9 protein-coding genes, 1 tRNA gene and 1 rRNA gene are annotated in these 18,071 nt (G+C 70.7%); 1 reads left to right on the plus strand and 10 read right to left on the minus strand.

The window, feature by feature from the left end:
* Positions 1-92: 92 nt before the first annotated feature.
* The 7 genes from IG94_RS0114405 to IG94_RS0114435 form a co-directional block, all read right to left on the minus strand.
* Positions 93-638, minus strand: coding sequence for a CinA family protein (locus tag IG94_RS0114405; protein ID WP_031035509.1), 546 nt, complete (start codon positions 636-638; stop codon positions 93-95).
* Complete coding sequence (gene pgsA, locus IG94_RS0114410; RefSeq protein WP_031035512.1) at positions 635-1,516, minus strand: CDP-diacylglycerol--glycerol-3-phosphate 3-phosphatidyltransferase; 882 nt, start codon at positions 1,514-1,516, stop codon at positions 635-637. Before pgsA ends, IG94_RS0114405 begins: the two co-directional genes overlap by 4 nt.
* Positions 1,513-2,994, minus strand: coding sequence for a 30S ribosomal protein S12 methylthiotransferase RimO (gene rimO, locus IG94_RS0114415; protein ID WP_031035515.1), 1,482 nt, complete (start codon positions 2,992-2,994; stop codon positions 1,513-1,515). Before rimO ends, pgsA begins: the two co-directional genes overlap by 4 nt.
* 91 nt (positions 2,995-3,085) lie before the next feature.
* On the minus strand, positions 3,086-3,961 hold the full coding sequence (locus IG94_RS0114420) for a helix-turn-helix domain-containing protein (protein ID WP_031035517.1): 876 nt from the start codon (positions 3,959-3,961) through the stop codon (positions 3,086-3,088).
* Between the two features lie 263 nt (positions 3,962-4,224).
* Positions 4,225-6,978, minus strand: coding sequence for a DNA translocase FtsK (locus IG94_RS0114425; RefSeq protein WP_031035519.1), 2,754 nt, complete (start codon positions 6,976-6,978; stop codon positions 4,225-4,227).
* 293 nt (positions 6,979-7,271) lie between these two features.
* Entirely contained in the window at positions 7,272-7,946 is a 675-nt protein-coding gene (locus IG94_RS0114430; protein WP_031035522.1) for a response regulator, read from the minus strand.
* Between the two features lie 419 nt (positions 7,947-8,365).
* On the minus strand, positions 8,366-13,837 hold the full coding sequence (locus IG94_RS0114435; protein ID WP_078892298.1) for a HAMP domain-containing protein: 5,472 nt from the start codon (positions 13,835-13,837) through the stop codon (positions 8,366-8,368).
* A 393-nt stretch (positions 13,838-14,230) separates the two neighbouring features.
* Here IG94_RS0114435 and IG94_RS0114440 point away from each other — a divergent pair, with 393 nt between their 5' ends.
* A complete protein-coding gene (locus IG94_RS0114440) occupies positions 14,231-16,975 on the plus strand; it encodes a SpoIIE family protein phosphatase (RefSeq protein ID WP_031035527.1) in 2,745 nt (914 codons plus the stop codon).
* A gap of 75 nt (positions 16,976-17,050) precedes the next feature.
* Here the strand turns inward: IG94_RS0114440 and IG94_RS0114445 are convergent.
* The 3 genes from IG94_RS0114445 to rrf all read right to left on the minus strand — a co-directional run.
* Positions 17,051-17,123: transfer RNA gene (locus IG94_RS0114445), tRNA-Thr, on the minus strand.
* Positions 17,124-17,199: 76 nt separating this feature from the next.
* On the minus strand, positions 17,200-17,862 hold the full coding sequence (locus IG94_RS0114450; RefSeq protein WP_031035530.1) for a DegT/DnrJ/EryC1/StrS family aminotransferase: 663 nt from the start codon (positions 17,860-17,862) through the stop codon (positions 17,200-17,202).
* Positions 17,863-17,976: 114 nt separating this feature from the next.
* A 5S ribosomal RNA gene (rrf, locus tag IG94_RS39665) occupies positions 17,977-18,071 on the minus strand; the annotation flags it as partial.

The raw sequence follows: 18,071 nt of genomic DNA on the forward strand, positions 1-18,071 counted from the left end.
GACCGTGTAACCGCATCCTTCACGCCCCACCGTACCGCCTCGCGCCGCGGCCGTGCGGGGAGCGATGTCGTGTTCACTCAGGGCTGCAAACATCAAAACCCCCCGTTCCGTTCCGTATCCTGTGCCGGCTCATTCCCAGTCTGTTCGCTCGCAAGCCCCTTCAGGAGGAGCGCGAGTACGCTCCGTACACTCTCCATACGGATTTCCGCGCGGTCGCCGTTCAACCGCAGTGCCTCCACTTTTCCGCCATAGGCGGAACCTCTGTCCGCCCCGTGAGGCCCGTCGACGGCCACGAACACCGTGCCCACGGGCTGCCCGTCCTGCGGCTCCGGACCGGCTACCCCGGTCGTCGCGATACCCCAGTCGGCGCCCAGCGCTCTGCGTACGCCCGCCGCCATCTGGGCCGCGACCTGCGCGTCCACCGCTCCACGTGCCGCGAGCAGTGCGGGGTCGACGCCGAGGACGTCCCGCTTCAGCTCCGTCGCGTACGCGGTCACCGAACCCCGGAAGGCCTTGGACGCCCCGGGGACCTCCGTGAGCTCCGCCGCCACCAGGCCGCCGGTCAGCGACTCGGCGACCGCGAGGGTCTCGCCCCTGACCGTGAGTAGTCCGACCACGTCGACGGCCGTGGAACTCAACCGTCCGCCTCCTTCAACGCCGCTCTGCGTTCGGCGATTCCCCGGCGGCGCAGCACAATGGCCTGCTTCACATAGTCGAGACCGGTCACCACGGTCAGGACGACCGCCGCCGCCATCACCCAGAACCTCAGCGTCGCCAGGGGTCCCGTCAGCGCCAGGACGTACATCCCGACGGCCACGCCCTGGGTGAGGGTCTTCAGCTTGCCACCGCGGCTCGCGGGGATGACGCCGTACCGGATGACCACGAAACGCAGCACGGTGATCCCGAGTTCCCGGCCGAGGATGACGGCCGTCACCCACCACGGCAGGTCGCCCAGCGCGGAGAGGCAGATGAGCGCCGCACCCATGATCGCCTTGTCGGCGATGGGGTCGGCGATCTTCCCGAAGTCGGTGACGAGGTTGTAGGTGCGCGCCAGATGGCCGTCGAAGAGGTCGGTGATCATGGCGACGGCGAAGGCGGCCCAGGCGAACGAGCGCCAGGCCGGGTCGTACCCGCCGTTGCCCAGCATCAGCGCGACGAAGGCCGGCACGAGGAGCAGCCGGAGCATCGTCAGGAGGTTGGCGACGTTCCACACGCTCGCCTGGTTGACCGCGGCGGCCGCGATCTTGCCACCGCGTCCGGCGGCACCGCCCTCGGTCGCACCGCCCGGCGCGACACCCCGCTGCACCGTACCCGGCTCGGTCCCGCCCCGACCGGCTTCACCTCGTCCGGCTTCACCCGTTCCGGTCCCGGCACCGCGTCCGGACCCGGTACGGCCGGGGGCGGGGCCCGCGCTCGTACACTCGCCCGGTTCCGCGGCCGGGCCCGAGGTGCCGCGCGGGCCGGCCCGGCGCGCACCGGAGGGGCCGCCCGCGGCGGACGCCGGGACTCCGGTCATCTGGCGTCCTCCTCACTCCACTCGGGCGAGCCCAGCAGCGGTTCGGCCACCAGGTCGACGCCCTCCGTACCGACCACCTTCGCGTCGACCATACGACCGGGGACGAGACCTTCGCCGCTCGTGAGCAGCACCTGGCCGTCCGTCTCGGGTGCCTGGTGCTCCGCGCGGCCCCGCACGCCGTCCCCGTCCTCGGAGTGGTCGACGGACTCGACGAGGACCCGCACGGTCGCCCCGACGCGCTCCTCGGCGCGCTGCGAGACGAGTTCCTCGGCCAGGCGGGAGACACGTGCCAACCGCTCGGCGACGACGTCCTCGTCCAGCTTGTCGCCGTAGGTGGCCGCCTCGGTGCCCTCCTCGTCGGAGTACCCGAAGACGCCGACGGCGTCCAGCCGTGCGTGGTTGAGGAACCGCTCCAGCTCGGCGAGGTCGGCCTCGGACTCGCCGGGGAAGCCCACGATGAAGTTGGAGCGCGCACCGGCCTCGGGGGCCTTGCCCCGGATGGTGTCGAGGAGCTCCAGGAAGCGGTCGGTGTCCCCGAAGCGGCGCATCGCGCGCAGCACGTTCGGCGCGGAGTGCTGGAAGGAGAGGTCGAAGTAGGGCACGACCTTCGGGGTGGAGGTCAGCACGTCGATCAGACCGGGGCGCATCTCGGCGGGCTGGAGGTAGCTGACGCGCACGCGCTCGATGCCGTCGACGTCGGCGAGGTTCGGCAGCAGCGACTCGAGGAGGCGGATGTCGCCGAGGTCCTTGCCGTAGGAGGTGTTGTTCTCGGAGACCAGCATGATCTCCTTGACGCCCTGCTCGGCCAGCCACCGCGTCTCGTTCAGCACGTCGCTGGGGCGGCGCGAGATGAAGGAGCCGCGGAAGGACGGGATGGCGCAGAAGGAGCAGCGCCGGTCGCAGCCGGAGGCCAGCTTCACCGAGGCGACCGGGGAGCCGTCCAGGCGGCGGCGCAGGGGCGCGCGGGGTCCGGAGGCGGGGGCGACACCCTCGGGGAGGTCGGCGGGGCCGTGGCCGGGAAGCGCGACGGCGGCGCCGGCCTCCTGCCGCTCGGCGGGGCTGATCGGCAGCAGCTTGCGCCGGTCGCGCGGGGTGTGGGCGGCGTGGATGCCGCCGCCCAGGATGGTCTGCAGTCGGTCGGAGATGTCGGCGTAGTCGTCGAAGCCGAGGACGCCGTCGGCCTCCGGGAGGGCGTCGGCGAGGTCCTTGCCGTACCTCTCGGCCATGCAGCCCACCGCCACCACGGCCTGGGTTCTGCCGTGGCTCTTGAGCTCGTTGGCCTCCAGGAGGGCGTCGACGGAGTCCTTCTTGGCGGCCTCGACGAAGCCGCACGTGTTCACGACGGCGACGTCCGCTTCCTCGGCGTCGTCGACGAGCTTCCAGCCGTCCGCCTCCAGACGGCCTGCGAGCTCCTCCGAGTCCACCTCGTTACGGGCGCAGCCAAGGGTGACGAGTGCGACGGTACGGCTTTCAGGCATGGGCTCAACACTACTTCGTCCCGCCGACGGCCCACGTCGACGGGGTTGGCCGAACCCGGCCGGTCCCGTGGCGGCCCGCTCCCCGGATCCGCTATCCGACCTGCGGGTCGCCCTTCGTGTACGTCAGTCGCTCGACGGAGCCGGGCTGGAAGTCGTCCTCGATCTTCTTGCCGTTGACGTAGAGCTCTATGGCACCGGCGTCGCCGAGGACGAGGTCGACCTTCTCGTTGTCCTGGAAGGTCTTGGAGGCGCCCTGGGCGAGCGTACCGTCGAAGAGCTGCCGTCCGTTGTGGTCCTTGGCGGAGATCCAGCTGCGTCCTTCGATGGCGCTGACCTTGACGGTCACCTTGTCGCGGGGCGCGGCGGCGATGGCGCTGTCGCTCGGGTCCGGCTCGGGGTCGGCAGGCTTCTTGGGCGAGGCGCTCGCCGAGGCGGAGGCGCCCGCCGACGGCTCGGAGCCCTCGGCGACGCTCGCCTCGTTGCCGCCGCTGTCGCCGCCCTTGACGAACGTGAATCCGACGAAGCCGATCACCGCGACGATCGCGGCGACCATGGCCGCGGTCCAGTTGGGCCCCCGGCGTTCCGGACGGATGCGTTCCGCCTCGAACAGGGGGGCGCTCGGGGTCGGCTCCGGACGCCCGCCGTTCTCGGCCTCGAACTGCGCGACCAGCTCGGCCGGGTCGAGACCGACGGCCTTGGCCAGGGTGCGGATGTGCCCGCGGGCGTAGACGTCGCCGCCGCAGGGGGCGAAGTCGTCCGCCTCGATGGCGTGCACGATGGCGATCCGGACGCGGGTGGCGGTGGTGATGTCGTCGACGGTCAACCCGGCGTCGACGCGGGCCCGCTGGAGGGCGCTGCCGACGGAGGGGCGGGCTTCCTCGGTGACGCCTTCGGGGGCGTGTTCGGACACGTCGTCGGACACGTCTTCGATCGGACGCTCGTCTTCAGGGGAGTTTCCGTTGGACACGGGGGCGCCTTTCGAGCGTTTAGCCGCCTGTGCTGGACGTTCAGTCTAGGGGGGGTGCAAACGGGTGGGGCAACCGGGCGGTACGACTTTGTACGCCATCGGAACGGCCCGGCACCCCGATGGTGGACTATCTGTTTGTCGTTTCCCTCAACTTGACGTACGCCATGAGGAAACGGTTGCTCAATGATCCCTAACGGGTGAGTCACGGTCGGCCGGCCGGCCGCCCCGACCCTCCGTCGGCGGAACCCCTCACTCGCCGTTCCCTACCCTTCAGACTCCCCCCGGATCACGGCAAGCACGCCGTCCAGCTCATCAGGCTTCACAAGAACGTCACGAGCCTTTGAGCCTTCGCTCGGCCCGACGATGCTGCGCGACTCCATCAGGTCCATCAGACGTCCGGCCTTGGCGAAGCCGACGCGCAGCTTGCGCTGGAGCATGGAGGTCGACCCGAACTGCGTGGAGACCACCAGCTCGGCCGCCTGGCACAGCAGGTCGAGGTCGTCGCCGATGTCCTCGTCGATCTCCTTCTTCTGCTTGGTGCCGACGGTGACGTCGTCCCGGAAGACCGGCGCCATCTGGTCCTTGCAGTGCTGGACGACGACCGCGACCTCCTCCTCGGTCACGAACGCGCCCTGCATACGGGTCGGCTTGTTCGCGCCCATCGGCAGGAAGAGGCCGTCGCCCTTGCCGATCAGCTTCTCGGCGCCGGGCTGGTCGAGGATGACCCGCGAGTCGGCGAGCGAGGAGGTGGCGAAGGCGAGGCGCGAGGGGACGTTCGCCTTGATGAGGCCGGTGACGACGTCCACGGACGGCCGCTGGGTGGCGAGCACCAGGTGGATGCCGGCCGCCCGCGCGAGCTGCGTGATCCTGACGATGGCGTCCTCGACGTCGCGCGGCGCCACCATCATCAGGTCGGCCAGCTCGTCGACGATCACCAGCAGGTACGGGTACGGCTGGAGTTCGCGCTCGCTGCCCTCGGGCGGCTTGGCCTTGCCCTCGCGCACCGCGCGGTTGAAGTCGTCGATGTGCCGGTAGCCGTAGGCGGCGAGGTCGTCGTAGCGCAGGTCCATCTCGCGCACGACCCACTGGAGCGCCTCCGCGGCCCGCTTGGGATTGGTGATGATCGGCGTGATCAGGTGCGGGATGCCCTCGTACGCGGTCAGCTCGACGCGCTTGGGGTCGACCAGGATCATCCGGACGTCCTCGGGGGTCGCCCGCATCATGATCGAGGTGATCAGGCAGTTGATGCAGGACGACTTGCCGGAGCCGGTGGCGCCGGCGACCAGCATGTGCGGCATCTTCGCCAGCGAGTCCATGACGTATCCGCCCTCGACGTCCTTGCCGAAGGCGACGAGCATCGGGTCGTCGTCCTCGGCGGACTCCGCTAGGCGCAGCACGTCGCCGAGGTTGACCATCTCGCGGTCGGTGTTGGGGATCTCGATGCCGACCGCGGACTTGCCGGGGATGGGGCTGATGATCCGCACGTCGGGGCTGGCGACGGCGTACGCGATGTTCTTGGTCAGGGCCGTGACCCGTTCGACCTTCACGGCGGGGCCCAGTTCCACGACGTAGCGCGTGACCGTGGGCCCGCGGGTGAAGCCGGTGACCCGGGCGTCGACCTTGAACTCGGTGAAGACGGTGGTCAGCGAGTCGACTATGGCGTCGTTGGCGGCGCTGCGCGACTTGCCCGGTCCGCCGCGCGTGAGGGCGTCCAGGGACGGCAGGGAGTACGTGATGTCGCCGGAGAGCTGGAGCTGTTCGGCCCGCGGCGGCAGGTCCCGCTCCTGTGGGAGCGGCGTCTTGGTGAGGTCGGGCACTCCACCGGCCGGCGCCTCCGGCTCGGGGGCGGCCTTGGCGGGGTCCTTCTTGAGCTTGCCGGGCTGCGGACGCGCGGCCGGTACGGGCGTCGGGGTCGGCGTCGTCGACTCGCGGTCCCCCGTGCTCACGCCCTGGGTGAGGCCGGCGACCAGCGGGGAGGGCGGCATCCCGTGCATGACGGCGCCGTCGAGCGCCGCTGCCGCCGCCGCGGCGACGTCCACGGCGTCCATCGAACGGTTCGACTCGGGCTGCGGCACGGCGGACCGGCGGGGCCTTGCGCGGCGCTTCTCCAGCGCCTCCTGCTCGGCCGCGTCGGCGTCGTACGGCCCGTCGGCCGCCGCCCGGCGCGCCCGGCCCCGCGCGGGGAGCGCCTCGCGCCACTGCTCCTCGTACCGCTCGTCGTCGTCGTTGAACTCGTCGGCCTCCGGGTCGTGGACCACGCCCAGCCGCACCCCGAGCTGCCGCAGCCGCTGCGGGATGGCGTTGACCGGCGTGGCGGTGACGACCAGCAGGCCGAAGACCGTGAGCAGCACGAGCAGCGGCACGGCCAGCATGTCCGTCATCGTGTACGACAGCGGGGTCGCCGCACCCCAGCCGATGAGCCCGCCGGCGTCCCTTATCGCCTGCATGCCCTCGCCGCGGGCCGGCGAGCCGCAGGCGATGTGCACCTGGCCGAGGACGCCGACGACGAGCGCGGACAGGCCGATCACGATCCGGCCGTTGGCCTCGGGCTTCTCCGGGTGCCGGATCAGACGCACGCCGATGGCGCCGACCAGCAGCGGCACCAGCAGGTCGAGGCGGCCGAAGGCGCCGGTCACCAGGATCTCGACGAGGTCGCCGACGGGGCCCTTGAGGTCGGCCCAGGTGCCCGCAGCGACGATCAGCGCGACGCCGAGCAGCAGCAGCGCGACGCCGTCCTTGCGGTGGGCCGGGTCGAGGTTCTTGGCGCCCTGCCCCACGCCGCGGAAGACGGCGCCGACTCCGTGCGCCAGGCCGAGCCAGAGCGCACGGACCACCCGGAAGACTCCACCGGTGGGGCTCGGGGCCGGTTTGGGGGCGGGCTTCTTCGCCGCGGCCTTCTTGGCGGGGGCCTTCTTGACAGGCGCTTTCCTGGCTGCGGCCTTCTTGGCCGGTCCCTTCGCGGGAGCGGCCGCCTTCTTCGCGGGCTGCTTCTTGGCTGCGGAGGGACGTGAGGCCATAGGTGTGAGGTTACCGGGGGAGACGGCGGTCGACACGTGTGCCAACCGCTTCACCCGTTCGTGTCGCCGGTGCGCGGGAGCGGAACTGACGCCTGTGTCCCGGGCCATGACCCGCCCTCACCGGCAGGTCCGTGCCGCGTTTTCGGTTCCCGGGCCGGTCGGGGGCTCAGTCGTCAGTCGCCGGGCCGATCCGGACCCGTTGCCGGGCCGATCCGGACCCGTTCTCGGTTCCCCGGCCGGTCCGAGGCGCCGGGCGGCACCCGCCGGTGTCGTCGACGGCGGTCCGGCCCTTGTCAGTTGACGGCGGTCTGGCTGCCGGGCGCGCCCGGTTCCAGGGCGTCCAGCGCCCGCCTCAGCCCGGTGAGCTTGCGCTCCAGATGCGCAGCCGTCGCCACCGCGGCCGCGTCCGTGGACTCGTCGCCCAACTGCTTGGAGAGGGCCTCCGCCTGCTCCTCCACGGCGGCCAACCGCGCCGACAGCTCGGCGAGCAGCCCCGCCGGCTCCTTGACCTCGCCGGCCTCCGCCTTGTCGTTGCCCTCCAACTGGAGCCGCAGCAGCGACGCCTGCTCGCGCAGCTGGCAGTTCTTCATGTAGAGCTCGACGAACACCGAGACCTTGGCGCGCAGCACCCAGGGGTCGAACGGCTTGGAGATGTAGTCCACCGCGCCCGCCGCGTAGCCGCGGAACGTGTGGTGGGGACCGTGGTTGATCGCGGTGAGGAAGATGATCGGGATGTCCCGGGTCCGCTCCCGCCGCTTGATGTGCGCGGCGGTCTCGAAACCGTCCATGCCCGGCATCTGGACGTCCAGCAGGATGACCGCGAAGTCGTCCGTGAGCAGCGCTTTGAGCGCTTCCTCCCCGGACGATGCCCGCACCAGCGTCTGATCGAGCGCCGAGAGGATCGCCTCCAGCGCCAGCAGATTCTCCGGCCGGTCATCGACCAGGAGGATCTTGGCCTTCTGCACCATGGCCCGCCCTCCTCGCCCCGGCGTGGGGCCTCCCCTGTCCGCAGGACTCGGCACGGTACCGACCGGTACCGCCCCGGGGGGCGACTCCCTTGCGCCGCCCGTCCTTGTGCCGGTCATCGTAGCCGCACCCCGCCTGTCGCCACACCCTGTCACCGTGATGTCACTGTGCACGTAGCAGAAACGCGGCGGGAGCCCAGAAGGTTCCCGGATTCCCGTACTTCTACACGGCTTCGGGCACGCCGAGTCGGCGACTTGGCGCCGTCCCGGAGGTTCCCGCCGTGCACGTACACCCCACGTTCGCACACTGCCCCGGCGCGCCGCACGGAAGGTGCCCCTCCGTACTCCGCGCACCGTTCCCGGGTGTGCCCCCGGAGGCCTTCTCCGAAGCCTCGGGGGGCACCTTCACGAACGCCCGGCGATCACTCCGCCCGCATCCACTGCTGCATCACCGTCAGCAGGTGGTCGGGGTCTACCGGCTTCGTGACGTAGTCGGACGCGCCCGACTCGATCGCCTTCTCCCGGTCGCCCTTCATCGCCTTCGCGGTCAGCGCGATGATCGGCAGCCCGGCGAACTGCGGCATCCGGCGGATCGCCGTGGTCGTCGCGTACCCGTCCATCTCGGGCATCATGATGTCCATCAGGACGACCGCCACGTCCTCGTGCTGCTCCAGGACCTCGATGCCCTCGCGCCCGTTCTCGGCGTACAGGACGGACAGCCCGTGCTGTTCCAGCACGCTGGTGAGCGCGAAGACGTTGCGGATGTCGTCGTCGACGATCAGCACCTTCTGCCCGCCGAACCTGATGCCCCGGGTCGACCGCGGCGACGTTCCCTGCTCGTCGGCCGACTGCCGCTCGCGCACCGCGGGCAGCTCCTCGGCCCCGGGCGACCGGTGGCGGTTCCGGAACAGCGGGGCGGCACCGTTGTGCGGGTCCTGGTACGTGGTCGCCTCGGCCGGCCCCCGGTCCTCCGTGCCCGGCGGCAGCTCCGGGACCCCGGCAGACACCGGAGGCGCGCCGGCCTCGGCGGAGGGCAGGGCCTGCGGGTAGCCGTTGGGAGGCAGCTCGCTCGGGTGCAGCGGTAGGTAGAGCGTGAAGGTGGAGCCGCGGCCCGGTTCGCTCTGCGCGTGGATCTCGCCGCCCAGCAGCTGCGCGATCTCCCGCGAGATGGACAGCCCGAGGCCCGTACCGCCGTACTTGCGGCTGGTGGTGCCGTCGGCCTGCTTGAACGCCTCGAAGATCACCTGCATCTTGCTGGCCGCGATCCCGATGCCCGTGTCGCTCACGGAGAACGCGATCAGCTCGGCGTCCGGGTCGTTCGTCGAACCGGCCTCCAGCAACTGCTCCCGGATGCGCCGCGGAACCTCGTCCCGGGCCGGCCTGATGACCAGCTCGACCGAGCCCGAGTCGGTGAACTTCACCGCGTTGGACAGCAGGTTGCGCAGCACCTGGAGCAGCCGCTGCTCGTCGGTGTGCATGGTCGCGGGCAGCCCCGGCGACACCCGCACCGACAGGTCCAGGCCCTTCTCCGCGCTCAGCGGCCGGAAGGTGGCCTCCACGTAGTCCACGAGCTGGACGAGTGCGATGCGCGTCGGGGAGACGTCCATCTTCCCCGCGTCGACCTTCGACAGGTCAAGGATGTCGTTGATGAGCTGGAGCAGGTCGGAACCGGCTCCGTGGATCGTCTCGGCGAACTCGACCTGCTTCGGGGAGAGGTTCGCGTCGGCGTTGTCGGCGAGGAGCTTGGCCAGGATCAGCAGCGAGTTGAGCGGCGTACGCAGCTCGTGCGACATGTTGGCCAGGAACTCGCTCTTGTAGCGCATCGAGACCGCGAGTTGCTCGGCGCGCTCCTCCAGGACCTGCCGCGCCTCCTCGATCTCGGTGTTCTTCACCTCGATGTCGCGGTTCTGCTGCGCCAGCAGCTCGGCCTTCTCCTCCAGCTCGGCGTTGGAGGACTGGAGCGCCTTCTGCCGCTGCTCCAACTCGGCGGACCGCTCCCGCAGCTGCTCGGTCAGCTCCTGCGACTGGCTCAGCAGCACCTCGGTCTTGGTGTTGACGGAGATGGTGTTGACGCTGGTCGCGATCATCTCGGCGATCTGGTTGAGGAAGTCCTTCTGGATGTGCGTGAACGGCGTGAAGGACGCCAGCTCGATGACGCCGAGCACCTGCCCCTCGAACAGCACCGGCAGGACGATGACCTGGGCGGGCGGCGCCTCCCCGAGCCCGGAGGAGATCTTCAGGTAGCCGCTCGGCGCGTTCTCCACCAGGATGGTGCGCTTCTCCTGGGCGGCCGTGCCGACCAGCGCCTCCCCCGGCCGGAACGAGGTCGGCATGGACCCCATCGAGTAGCCGTACGACCCGAGCATCCGCAGCTCGTACGGGTCACCGTCGGCACCGGCCTGCTCCTGGCCGTCGGCCAGCGGCATCGCGAGGAAGAACGCCCCGTGCTGCGCCGAGACCACCGGCGTCAGCTCGCTCATGATCAGCGAGGCCACGTCCTGGAGGTCGCGGCGGCCCTGCATCAGGCCGGAGATCCGGGCGAGGTTGCCCTTGAGCCAGTCCTGCTCCTTGTTGGCGATCGTGGTGTCGCGCAGGTTGGCGATCATCTTGTTGATGTAGTCCTGCAGCTCGGAGATCTCGCCCGAGGCGTCCACGTCGATCTTGAGGTTCAGGTCTCCGCGCGTCACCGCGGTCGCCACGCGCGCGATGGCACGCACCTGCCGGGTCAGGTTCCCGGCCATCTCGTTCACGGACTCCGTCAGGTCGCGCCAGGTGCCGTCCACGTCCCGCACCCGCGCCTGACCGCCCAGCTGCCCCTCGGTGCCCACCTCGCGGGCCACGCGGGTGACCTCCTCGGCGAACGACGACAGCTGGTCGACCATCGTGTTGATGGTCGTCTTCAGCTCCAGGATCTCGCCCCGCGCGTCGATGTCGATCTTCTTGGTCAGGTCGCCCTTGGCGATCGCCGTCGTGACCATGGCGATGTTGCGCACCTGACCGGTCAGATTGGACGCCATCTGGTTCACCGACTCGGTGAGGTCCTTCCAGGTGCCCGACACGCCCGGCACGTGCGCCTGACCGCCCAGGATGCCGTCCGTGCCCACCTCGCGGGCCACCTTGGTGACCTGGTCCGCGAAGGAACTCAGCGTCTTCACCATGGTGTTGAACGTGTCGGCGAGCTGCGCGACCTCGCCGCGCGCCTCGATCGTCACCGTACGCGTCAGGTCGCCGTTGGCGACGGCGGCGGCCACCTGGGAGATGTTGCGCACCTGCACGGTGAGGTTCTTCGCCATCAGGTTGACGTTGTCGCTGAGGTCCTTCCAGATGCCGACGACGCCGGGCACGTGCGCCTGGCCGCCCAGGATGCCTTCCGTGCCCACCTCGCGGGCCATCCGCGTGACCTGCTCGGCGAAGGACGACAGCTGGTCCACCATCGTGTTGACGGTGGTGACCAGTTCGAGGATCTCGCCCTTGGCGTCGACGGTGATCTTCTTCGACAGGTCGCCCTTGGCCACCGCGGTGGTGACCTCGGCGATGTTGCGGACCTGCATGGTCAGGTTGTTGGCCATGCCGTTCACGGACTGCGTGAGGTCCTTCCAGGTGCCGGAGACGCCCTGCACCTCGGCCTGGCCGCCGAGGATGCCCTCGGTGCCCACCTCGCGCGCGACGCGCGTCACCTCCTGGGCGAACGACGACAGCTGGTCCACCATCGTGTTCAGGGTGTTCTTCAGCTCCAGGATCTCGCCGCGCGCGTCCACGGTGATCTTCTGGGAGAGGTCACCGCGCGCCACCGCCGTCGCGACCTGCGCGATGTTGCGCACCTGCGCGGTGAGGTTGCCGGCCATGCCGTTCACCGAGTCGGTGAGGTCGCGCCACACACCGGCGACGCCGGGCACCTGCGCCTGACCGCCGAGGCGGCCCTCCGTACCCACCTCGCGGGCGACCCGGGTGACCTGCTCGGCGAAGGACGACAGCTGGTCCACCATCGTGTTGATGGTGTTCTTCAGCTCCAGGATCTCGCCGCGCGCGTCGACGTCGATCTTCTGCGACAGGTCGCCGCGCGCGACGGCCGTCGTCACCTGGGCGATGTTGCGCACCTGGGAGGTCAGATTGCCGGCCATGGAGTTGACGGAGTCCGTCAGCTCCTTCCAGGTCCCCGACACGCCGTCGACCCGGGCCTGACCGCCGAGGCGGCCCTCCGTACCCACGTCCCGGGCCATCCGCGTCACCTGGTCGGCGAAGCTGGAGAGCTGGTCCACCATCGTGTTCACGGTGTTCTTCAGCTGGAGCATCTCGCCGGAGACGTCCACGGTGACCTTCTGCGACAGGTCGCCGTTGGCCACCGCCGTCGTCACCTGCGCGATGTTCCTCACCTGACCGGTGAGGTTGCGGAACGCGGTGTTGACGGAGTCCGTGAGGTCCTTCCACGTCCCCGCCGCCCCCGGCACCTGCGCCTGACCGCCCAGCTCGCCCTCGACACCGACCTCCCGGGCCACCCGCGTGACCTCGGCACCGAAGGCGGACAGCTGGTCCACCATCGTGTTGACGGTGTTCTTCAGCTCCAGCATCTCGCCGGCCACGTCCACCGTGACCTTCTGCGACAGGTCACCGCTGGCCACCGCCGTCGTCACCGCGGCGATGTCCCGCACCTGCGTGGTCAGGTTCCGGAAGACGGTGTTGACGGAGTCCGTCAGGTCCTTCCAGATACCGGCCGCGCCCGGCACGTTCGCCTGCCCGCCGAGCTGACCCTCCCCGCCCGTCTCGTTCGCCACGCGCGTGACCTCGTCCGCGAAGATCCGCAGCGTCTCGGTCATCTGGTTGATCGTCTCGGCGAGCTGCGCGACCTCGCCCCGGGCCGGCACCGTCACCTTCTTCGACAGGTCGCCGTTGGCGACCGCCGTCGTCACATGGGAGATCTCCCGCACCTGGGCCGTCAGGTTCCCGGCCATGGTGTTGACGGAGTCGGTCAGCTCCTTCCACACCCCGGCCACGCCCGGCACCTGCGCCTGACCGCCCAGGGCACCCTCGGTGCCCACCTCCCGGGCGACGCGTGTCACCTCGGACGAGAACGCCGAGAGCTGGTCCACCATCGTGTTGACGGTGTTCTTCAGCTCCAGCATCTCGCCGGCCACGTGCACGGTGACCTTGCGGGACAGATCGCCCTTGGCCACCGCCGTCGTCACCAGCGCGATGTCCCGCACCTGGGCGGTGAGCCGGTACGCCATGGTGTTGACGGAGTCCGTCAGGTCCTTCCACGAACCCGACATCCCGCGCACCCGGGCCTGACCGCCCAGTTTGCCCTCGGTACCGACCTCGCTGGCCACCCGCGTGACCTCGTCCGTGAACGTCGACAACTGGTCGACCAGGTTGTTCACGGTCCGGCCGACCTTCAGGAACTCACCGCGCAGCGGCTGCCCGGTGCCCTCCTCGCTCTGAGTCCGCAGCTCCATGCGGGGCGACAGATCACCGTCCGCCACCGCCGACAGCACCCGGCTGACCTCGGAGACGGGCCGCACGAGGTCGTCCACCAGCGCGTTCGAGTTGTCGATCGCGGTCGCCCAGGAACCCTCGCAGGCCCCCGTCTCCAGCCGTTCCGTGAGCTTCCCCTCACGCCCGACCGTGCGCCGCACCCGCGCCAGCTCACCCGTGAGGTGGAGGTTGCGGTCGGCCACCTCGTTGAAGACCGCCGCGATCTCCGACATCACGCCGTCGCCGGACACCGTGAGCCGCCTGCGGAAATTGCCCTCCCGCATGGACACGAGCGCTGCGAGGAGCCGGTTCAGCGCGGCCGTGTCCACCGTCGTACTGCCGCCCCGCGTCTTGCCCTTATTACTCTGGGACTGTCCGCCTTTCGCGCGCGTCTTCGTGGCCCGCGTCGCTGCGCCAGACTCCACTGTGTCCCTCCCGCAGGGGTCGACCGATACTGCTGTGTCCGCCCGCCACCGCGCGACGGACCGGTTACTGCCGAGTACTGCCAGTGCTGCCGGGTGACCCGGACCGGCTCACCGGACCGCGTCCAGGGGCTGCTGCCCACCCCACTCGGCGCGCATTCACCTGCCCGGACCTCACAAGCAGCCTTCCCAGTGTTTCACCCCCGCCGAACCAGGCCATAACAGTTCGGCAGCTTCGCACACCGTCCGCACACCCTCTGGGCGGAAACACTGCAGACCGGCATCCGCACGGACGGCGAAGGTAAGTAACCTTGCATGCGGCTGTCCAGCCAAGCCGGTGCGTCCGGTCTGGGCGGTGGTACAGGAGACGAAGCGGGCATCGGAGGGGCGGCCGGAATGACCACCGGACTGATCCCGGGGGAACAGCCCCCGGATCCCGGGCCGACGGGCGGGGTGCCGCAGCAGCGGCACGAGCCGGCCGGCCATGAGGCCGTGCACGGGGAGAGAGGGAGTTCTGTGATCACCGCGCGCGCGGCCGCCAGCTTCGAGCCCGTCGGGCGGTCCGTGGCGAGCGCCCGGTCCTTCGTCCGCGACACGCTCCAGGGCTGGGGCCATGCGGACATCATCGACGACGCCGTGGTCCTCACCAGTGAACTGGTGACCAACGCCGTGGTCCACGCCGGCACCACCGCGGACGTCCTGTGCCTGCGCAGCGACGACGGCGTACGGATCGAGGTCGCCGACCACTACCCCGAACGCGAGGTCCCCCTCCAGGGGTCTCCCGCCGACATGGGCAGCCCCGACCGCGAGGGCGGCCGCGGGCTCCAGTTGTGCGCGGCCCTGGCCGACCGCTGGGGCGTCGAGTACACGCCCACCCTGAAGAACGTCTGGTTCCACCTCCACCTGCCCGAGCGCCCGGTCGGCACCCGCGCCGCCGGCCCCTCCCTCCCCGCCGACCTGCTGCCCCTGGCCGACGGCCGGGTCCGCGTCGCCGTCGTCCAGATCGACCGCACCGGCGCCGTCACGTCGTGGAACGAGGACGCCGAGGACCTCTTCGGCTACCCCGCCGACCAGGTCACCGGAAAGCCGCTGACCGACCTCGCCGCCTGGCCGCACACCCCGGGCACCAGCACCGGCATCGCCGAGGCACTCCAGCTCTCCCGCTGGGAGGGCAGCTACGGCATAAGGGACGCCCGCGGCCGCGTCACCCCGGTCTACGCCTCCCACCTCCGCGTCCGCGACGCCGGCGGCGAACCGTCCACGGTGTGCCTCCTCGTCCGCGACCACGAACGCGCGGTGCTGCAGACGCCGCTGCGCGTGCCGTCCGCGGACAGCCCCGCCACGGAGGGCCAGAGCACCGACCCCTTCGAGGTGTTCATCGGGTCCCCCGCCCCGGACGACCTCGACGGCCTCCTCCAGCGCACGGTCGAACGCGCCCGCGACATGCTCGACGCGGACGCCGCCTTCCTGCTCCTGGCGACCGACGACGAGACGGAGCTGGAAGTCCGCGCCTCCACCGGTCTGCCCTCCGCCCGCCAGCGGTTCGCCCGCGTCCCCGTCGAGGCGGGCCCCGGCCGATACGGCTCCGCCCGCATGCCCGCCGTCCACGACGACCTGGAGGCCGTCCCCGGCGCGGTCCCGCTCCTGAACAGCACGGGCATGCGCTCGGTCGTCACCGTCCCCCTCAAGGTCGAAGGGCGCCTCACCGGTTCCCTCGGCGTCGCCGCGGAGGCCCCCGGCCGGTACTCCAACGAGGAGGCGCTGCGCCTCCAGTTCGCGGCCGACCGCATCGCGCTGGCCGTCGAGTCGGCGCGCCTCGGCGAGCTGGAACGGCTGCGCCGCGGCTCCCTCAGCTTCCTCGTCGAGGCCTCCGACCTCCTCGCGGGCACCCTGGACCGCGACCAGACGCTGGCCCTGATGGCCCAGATGACGGTCCCGACCCTGGCCACCTGGTGCGCCGTCTACACGATCGCCGACCAGTCCTCGGACCCGTACCTCTCCTACGTCCTGCACGAGGACGAGGAGTTGATCGACGGCATCAAGTCCCTGCTGTCGAAGATCGCACCGCCCGACCCGGTCCCCACCCCGGGCGCCCGCGTCTGGACGGCCCCCGCCGAGATGGCCCACCAGGCGGCGCTGCGCACCTCCATGCGCGACCTGGGCCTCAGCGGCGGCCCGGCACAGCCCCTGAGCACCGGCATCGGCCCGACCCTCGCGACGGCCTCCGCCGTCGGCGGCGAGACGGTCGTCCTCCCGCTGGTCGCCCGCAACCGCGTCATCGGCATGCTCACCCTCGGCAAGCCCACCGACGACCACTTCCGCCAGGAGATCCTGGAGCTCGCCGAGGACCTGTCCCGCCGGGCCGCCCTGGCCCTGGACAACGCCCGCCTGTACTCGGAGCGCACGGCCATCAGCCAGTCCCTCCAGCGCAGCCTGCTGCCCCCGGAACTCCCCGTCGTGGACGGCGTCGAGGTCGACGTCATCTACCGCGCGGCCGGCGAGGGCAACGAGGTCGGCGGCGACTTCTACGACCTCTTCCCGATCAGCGACGACGCGTACGGCTTCGCCATCGGCGACGTCTGCGGTACGGGACCCAACGCGGCGGCCGTCACGGGCCTCGCCCGGCACGCCCTGCGCCTGCTGGCCCGCGAGGGCCTGAGCGGCCCGGAGGTGCTGCAGCGCCTCAACTCCGCCATCCTCGACGAGGGCGCCCGCAGCCGCTTCCTCACGCTGCTGTACGGCGAGATGCGCCCGCAGGACGACGGCAGCGCCGAACTGAAGGTGGTCTGCGCCGGCCACCCCCTCCCGCTCCGCCTGCGCCAGAACGGCACGGTCGAACCGGCCGCCGAGCCGCAGCCGCTCCTCGGCGTCATCGAGGACCTGGAGCTCTACGAGCAGACGGTCACCCTCGACCCGGGCGACGTCCTGCTCTGTGTCACGGACGGCGTCACCGAACGCCGCGAGGGCACCCGCATGCTGGGCGACGACGGCCTCGCCGACGTCCTCACCTCGTGCACCGGCCTGACGGCGGGCGCGGTGGCCGCCCGGATCATGCGCGCGGTCGAGCGCTTCGCGTCGGACGCCCCGTCCGACGACATGGCGATCCTCGCGATGCGCGTCCCGGAACCCCACGCGGATTAGCCCCGCACGGGCCGCGGCACCCGGCGCCCGGACATGAATAAGGCCCCGCCCGAATGGGCGGGGCCTTTCCGTCGGAGCCCCCAAACGGAATCGAACCGTTGACCTTCTCCTTACCATGGAGACGCTCTGCCGACTGAGCTATAGGGGCCTGTCGCTTTCCGGGTTTCCCCGGCCGCAACGGAATAGATCATACCCCGAACAGGTCGGTGCTCCCAACCACGGATTCAGAGTGCCGGCTGCAGCAGTCCGCCCAGTGCATTGCAGGCGGAGACGATGCGCTGCATGTCCCTCTTGGTCAACGCGGCCTCGACGGGCAGCGCGAGCGTCTCGTCCGCGGCCCGCTCGGTCTCCGGCAGCGACACACAACGACGGAAGTGCGGCATCCTGTGGACGGGCGCCTTCACCGGCACCCGGCACTCGACGCCCCGCGCCCGCACGGCACGGGCGAACGCGTCCCGGTCCGGCCGTCCGTTCCCCGGCACCCGGACCACGTACTGCTGATAGCTGTGCCCCTGACCCCAGTCGGGCGTCCGCACACCCCGCAGCTTCCCGTCGAGGTAGGCCGCCCGCTGCCGGCGCTGCGCCATCTCGTCGTACGGCACCTCGGACTCGCGCTCCTCCAGCACGAGCAGCCCGTGCCGCCGCCCTATGCCGTGCAGCGGCCCCATCTCCGCCGGCCGCCCGAACCGGTGCACGACGACGACGGCCGCGGTCCGTTCCGTGAGCGTCGCTTCGACACTGGACGCGTCCAGGCAGTACGTCGCCGGATCTATGTCGGCGAACACCGGCAGCGCGCCGGTGAGCGCCACCGCCTCGGCGACCTCCACGTTCCCGAAGGAAGGTACGACGACCTCGTCACCGACTCCGACGCCGGCGGCCCTGAGCATTGCTGCGGTACCCATACGAACGATGGTCGTAGCGCAACGTGAACTTCTGGTGACGGACAACAAAAAAGGGTTGGACCCGGAACCGAAGTTCTGGGTCCAACCCTTTGAATGATTGTTCGGCGGCGTCCTACTCTCCCACAGGGTCCCCCCTGCAGTACCATCGGCGCTGTAAGGCTTAGCTTCCGGGTTCGAAATGTAACCGGGCGTTT

The sequence above is a fragment of the Streptomyces olivaceus genome, assembly GCF_000721235.1.
Classification (GTDB): Bacteria; Actinomycetota; Actinomycetes; order Streptomycetales; family Streptomycetaceae; genus Streptomyces; species Streptomyces olivaceus.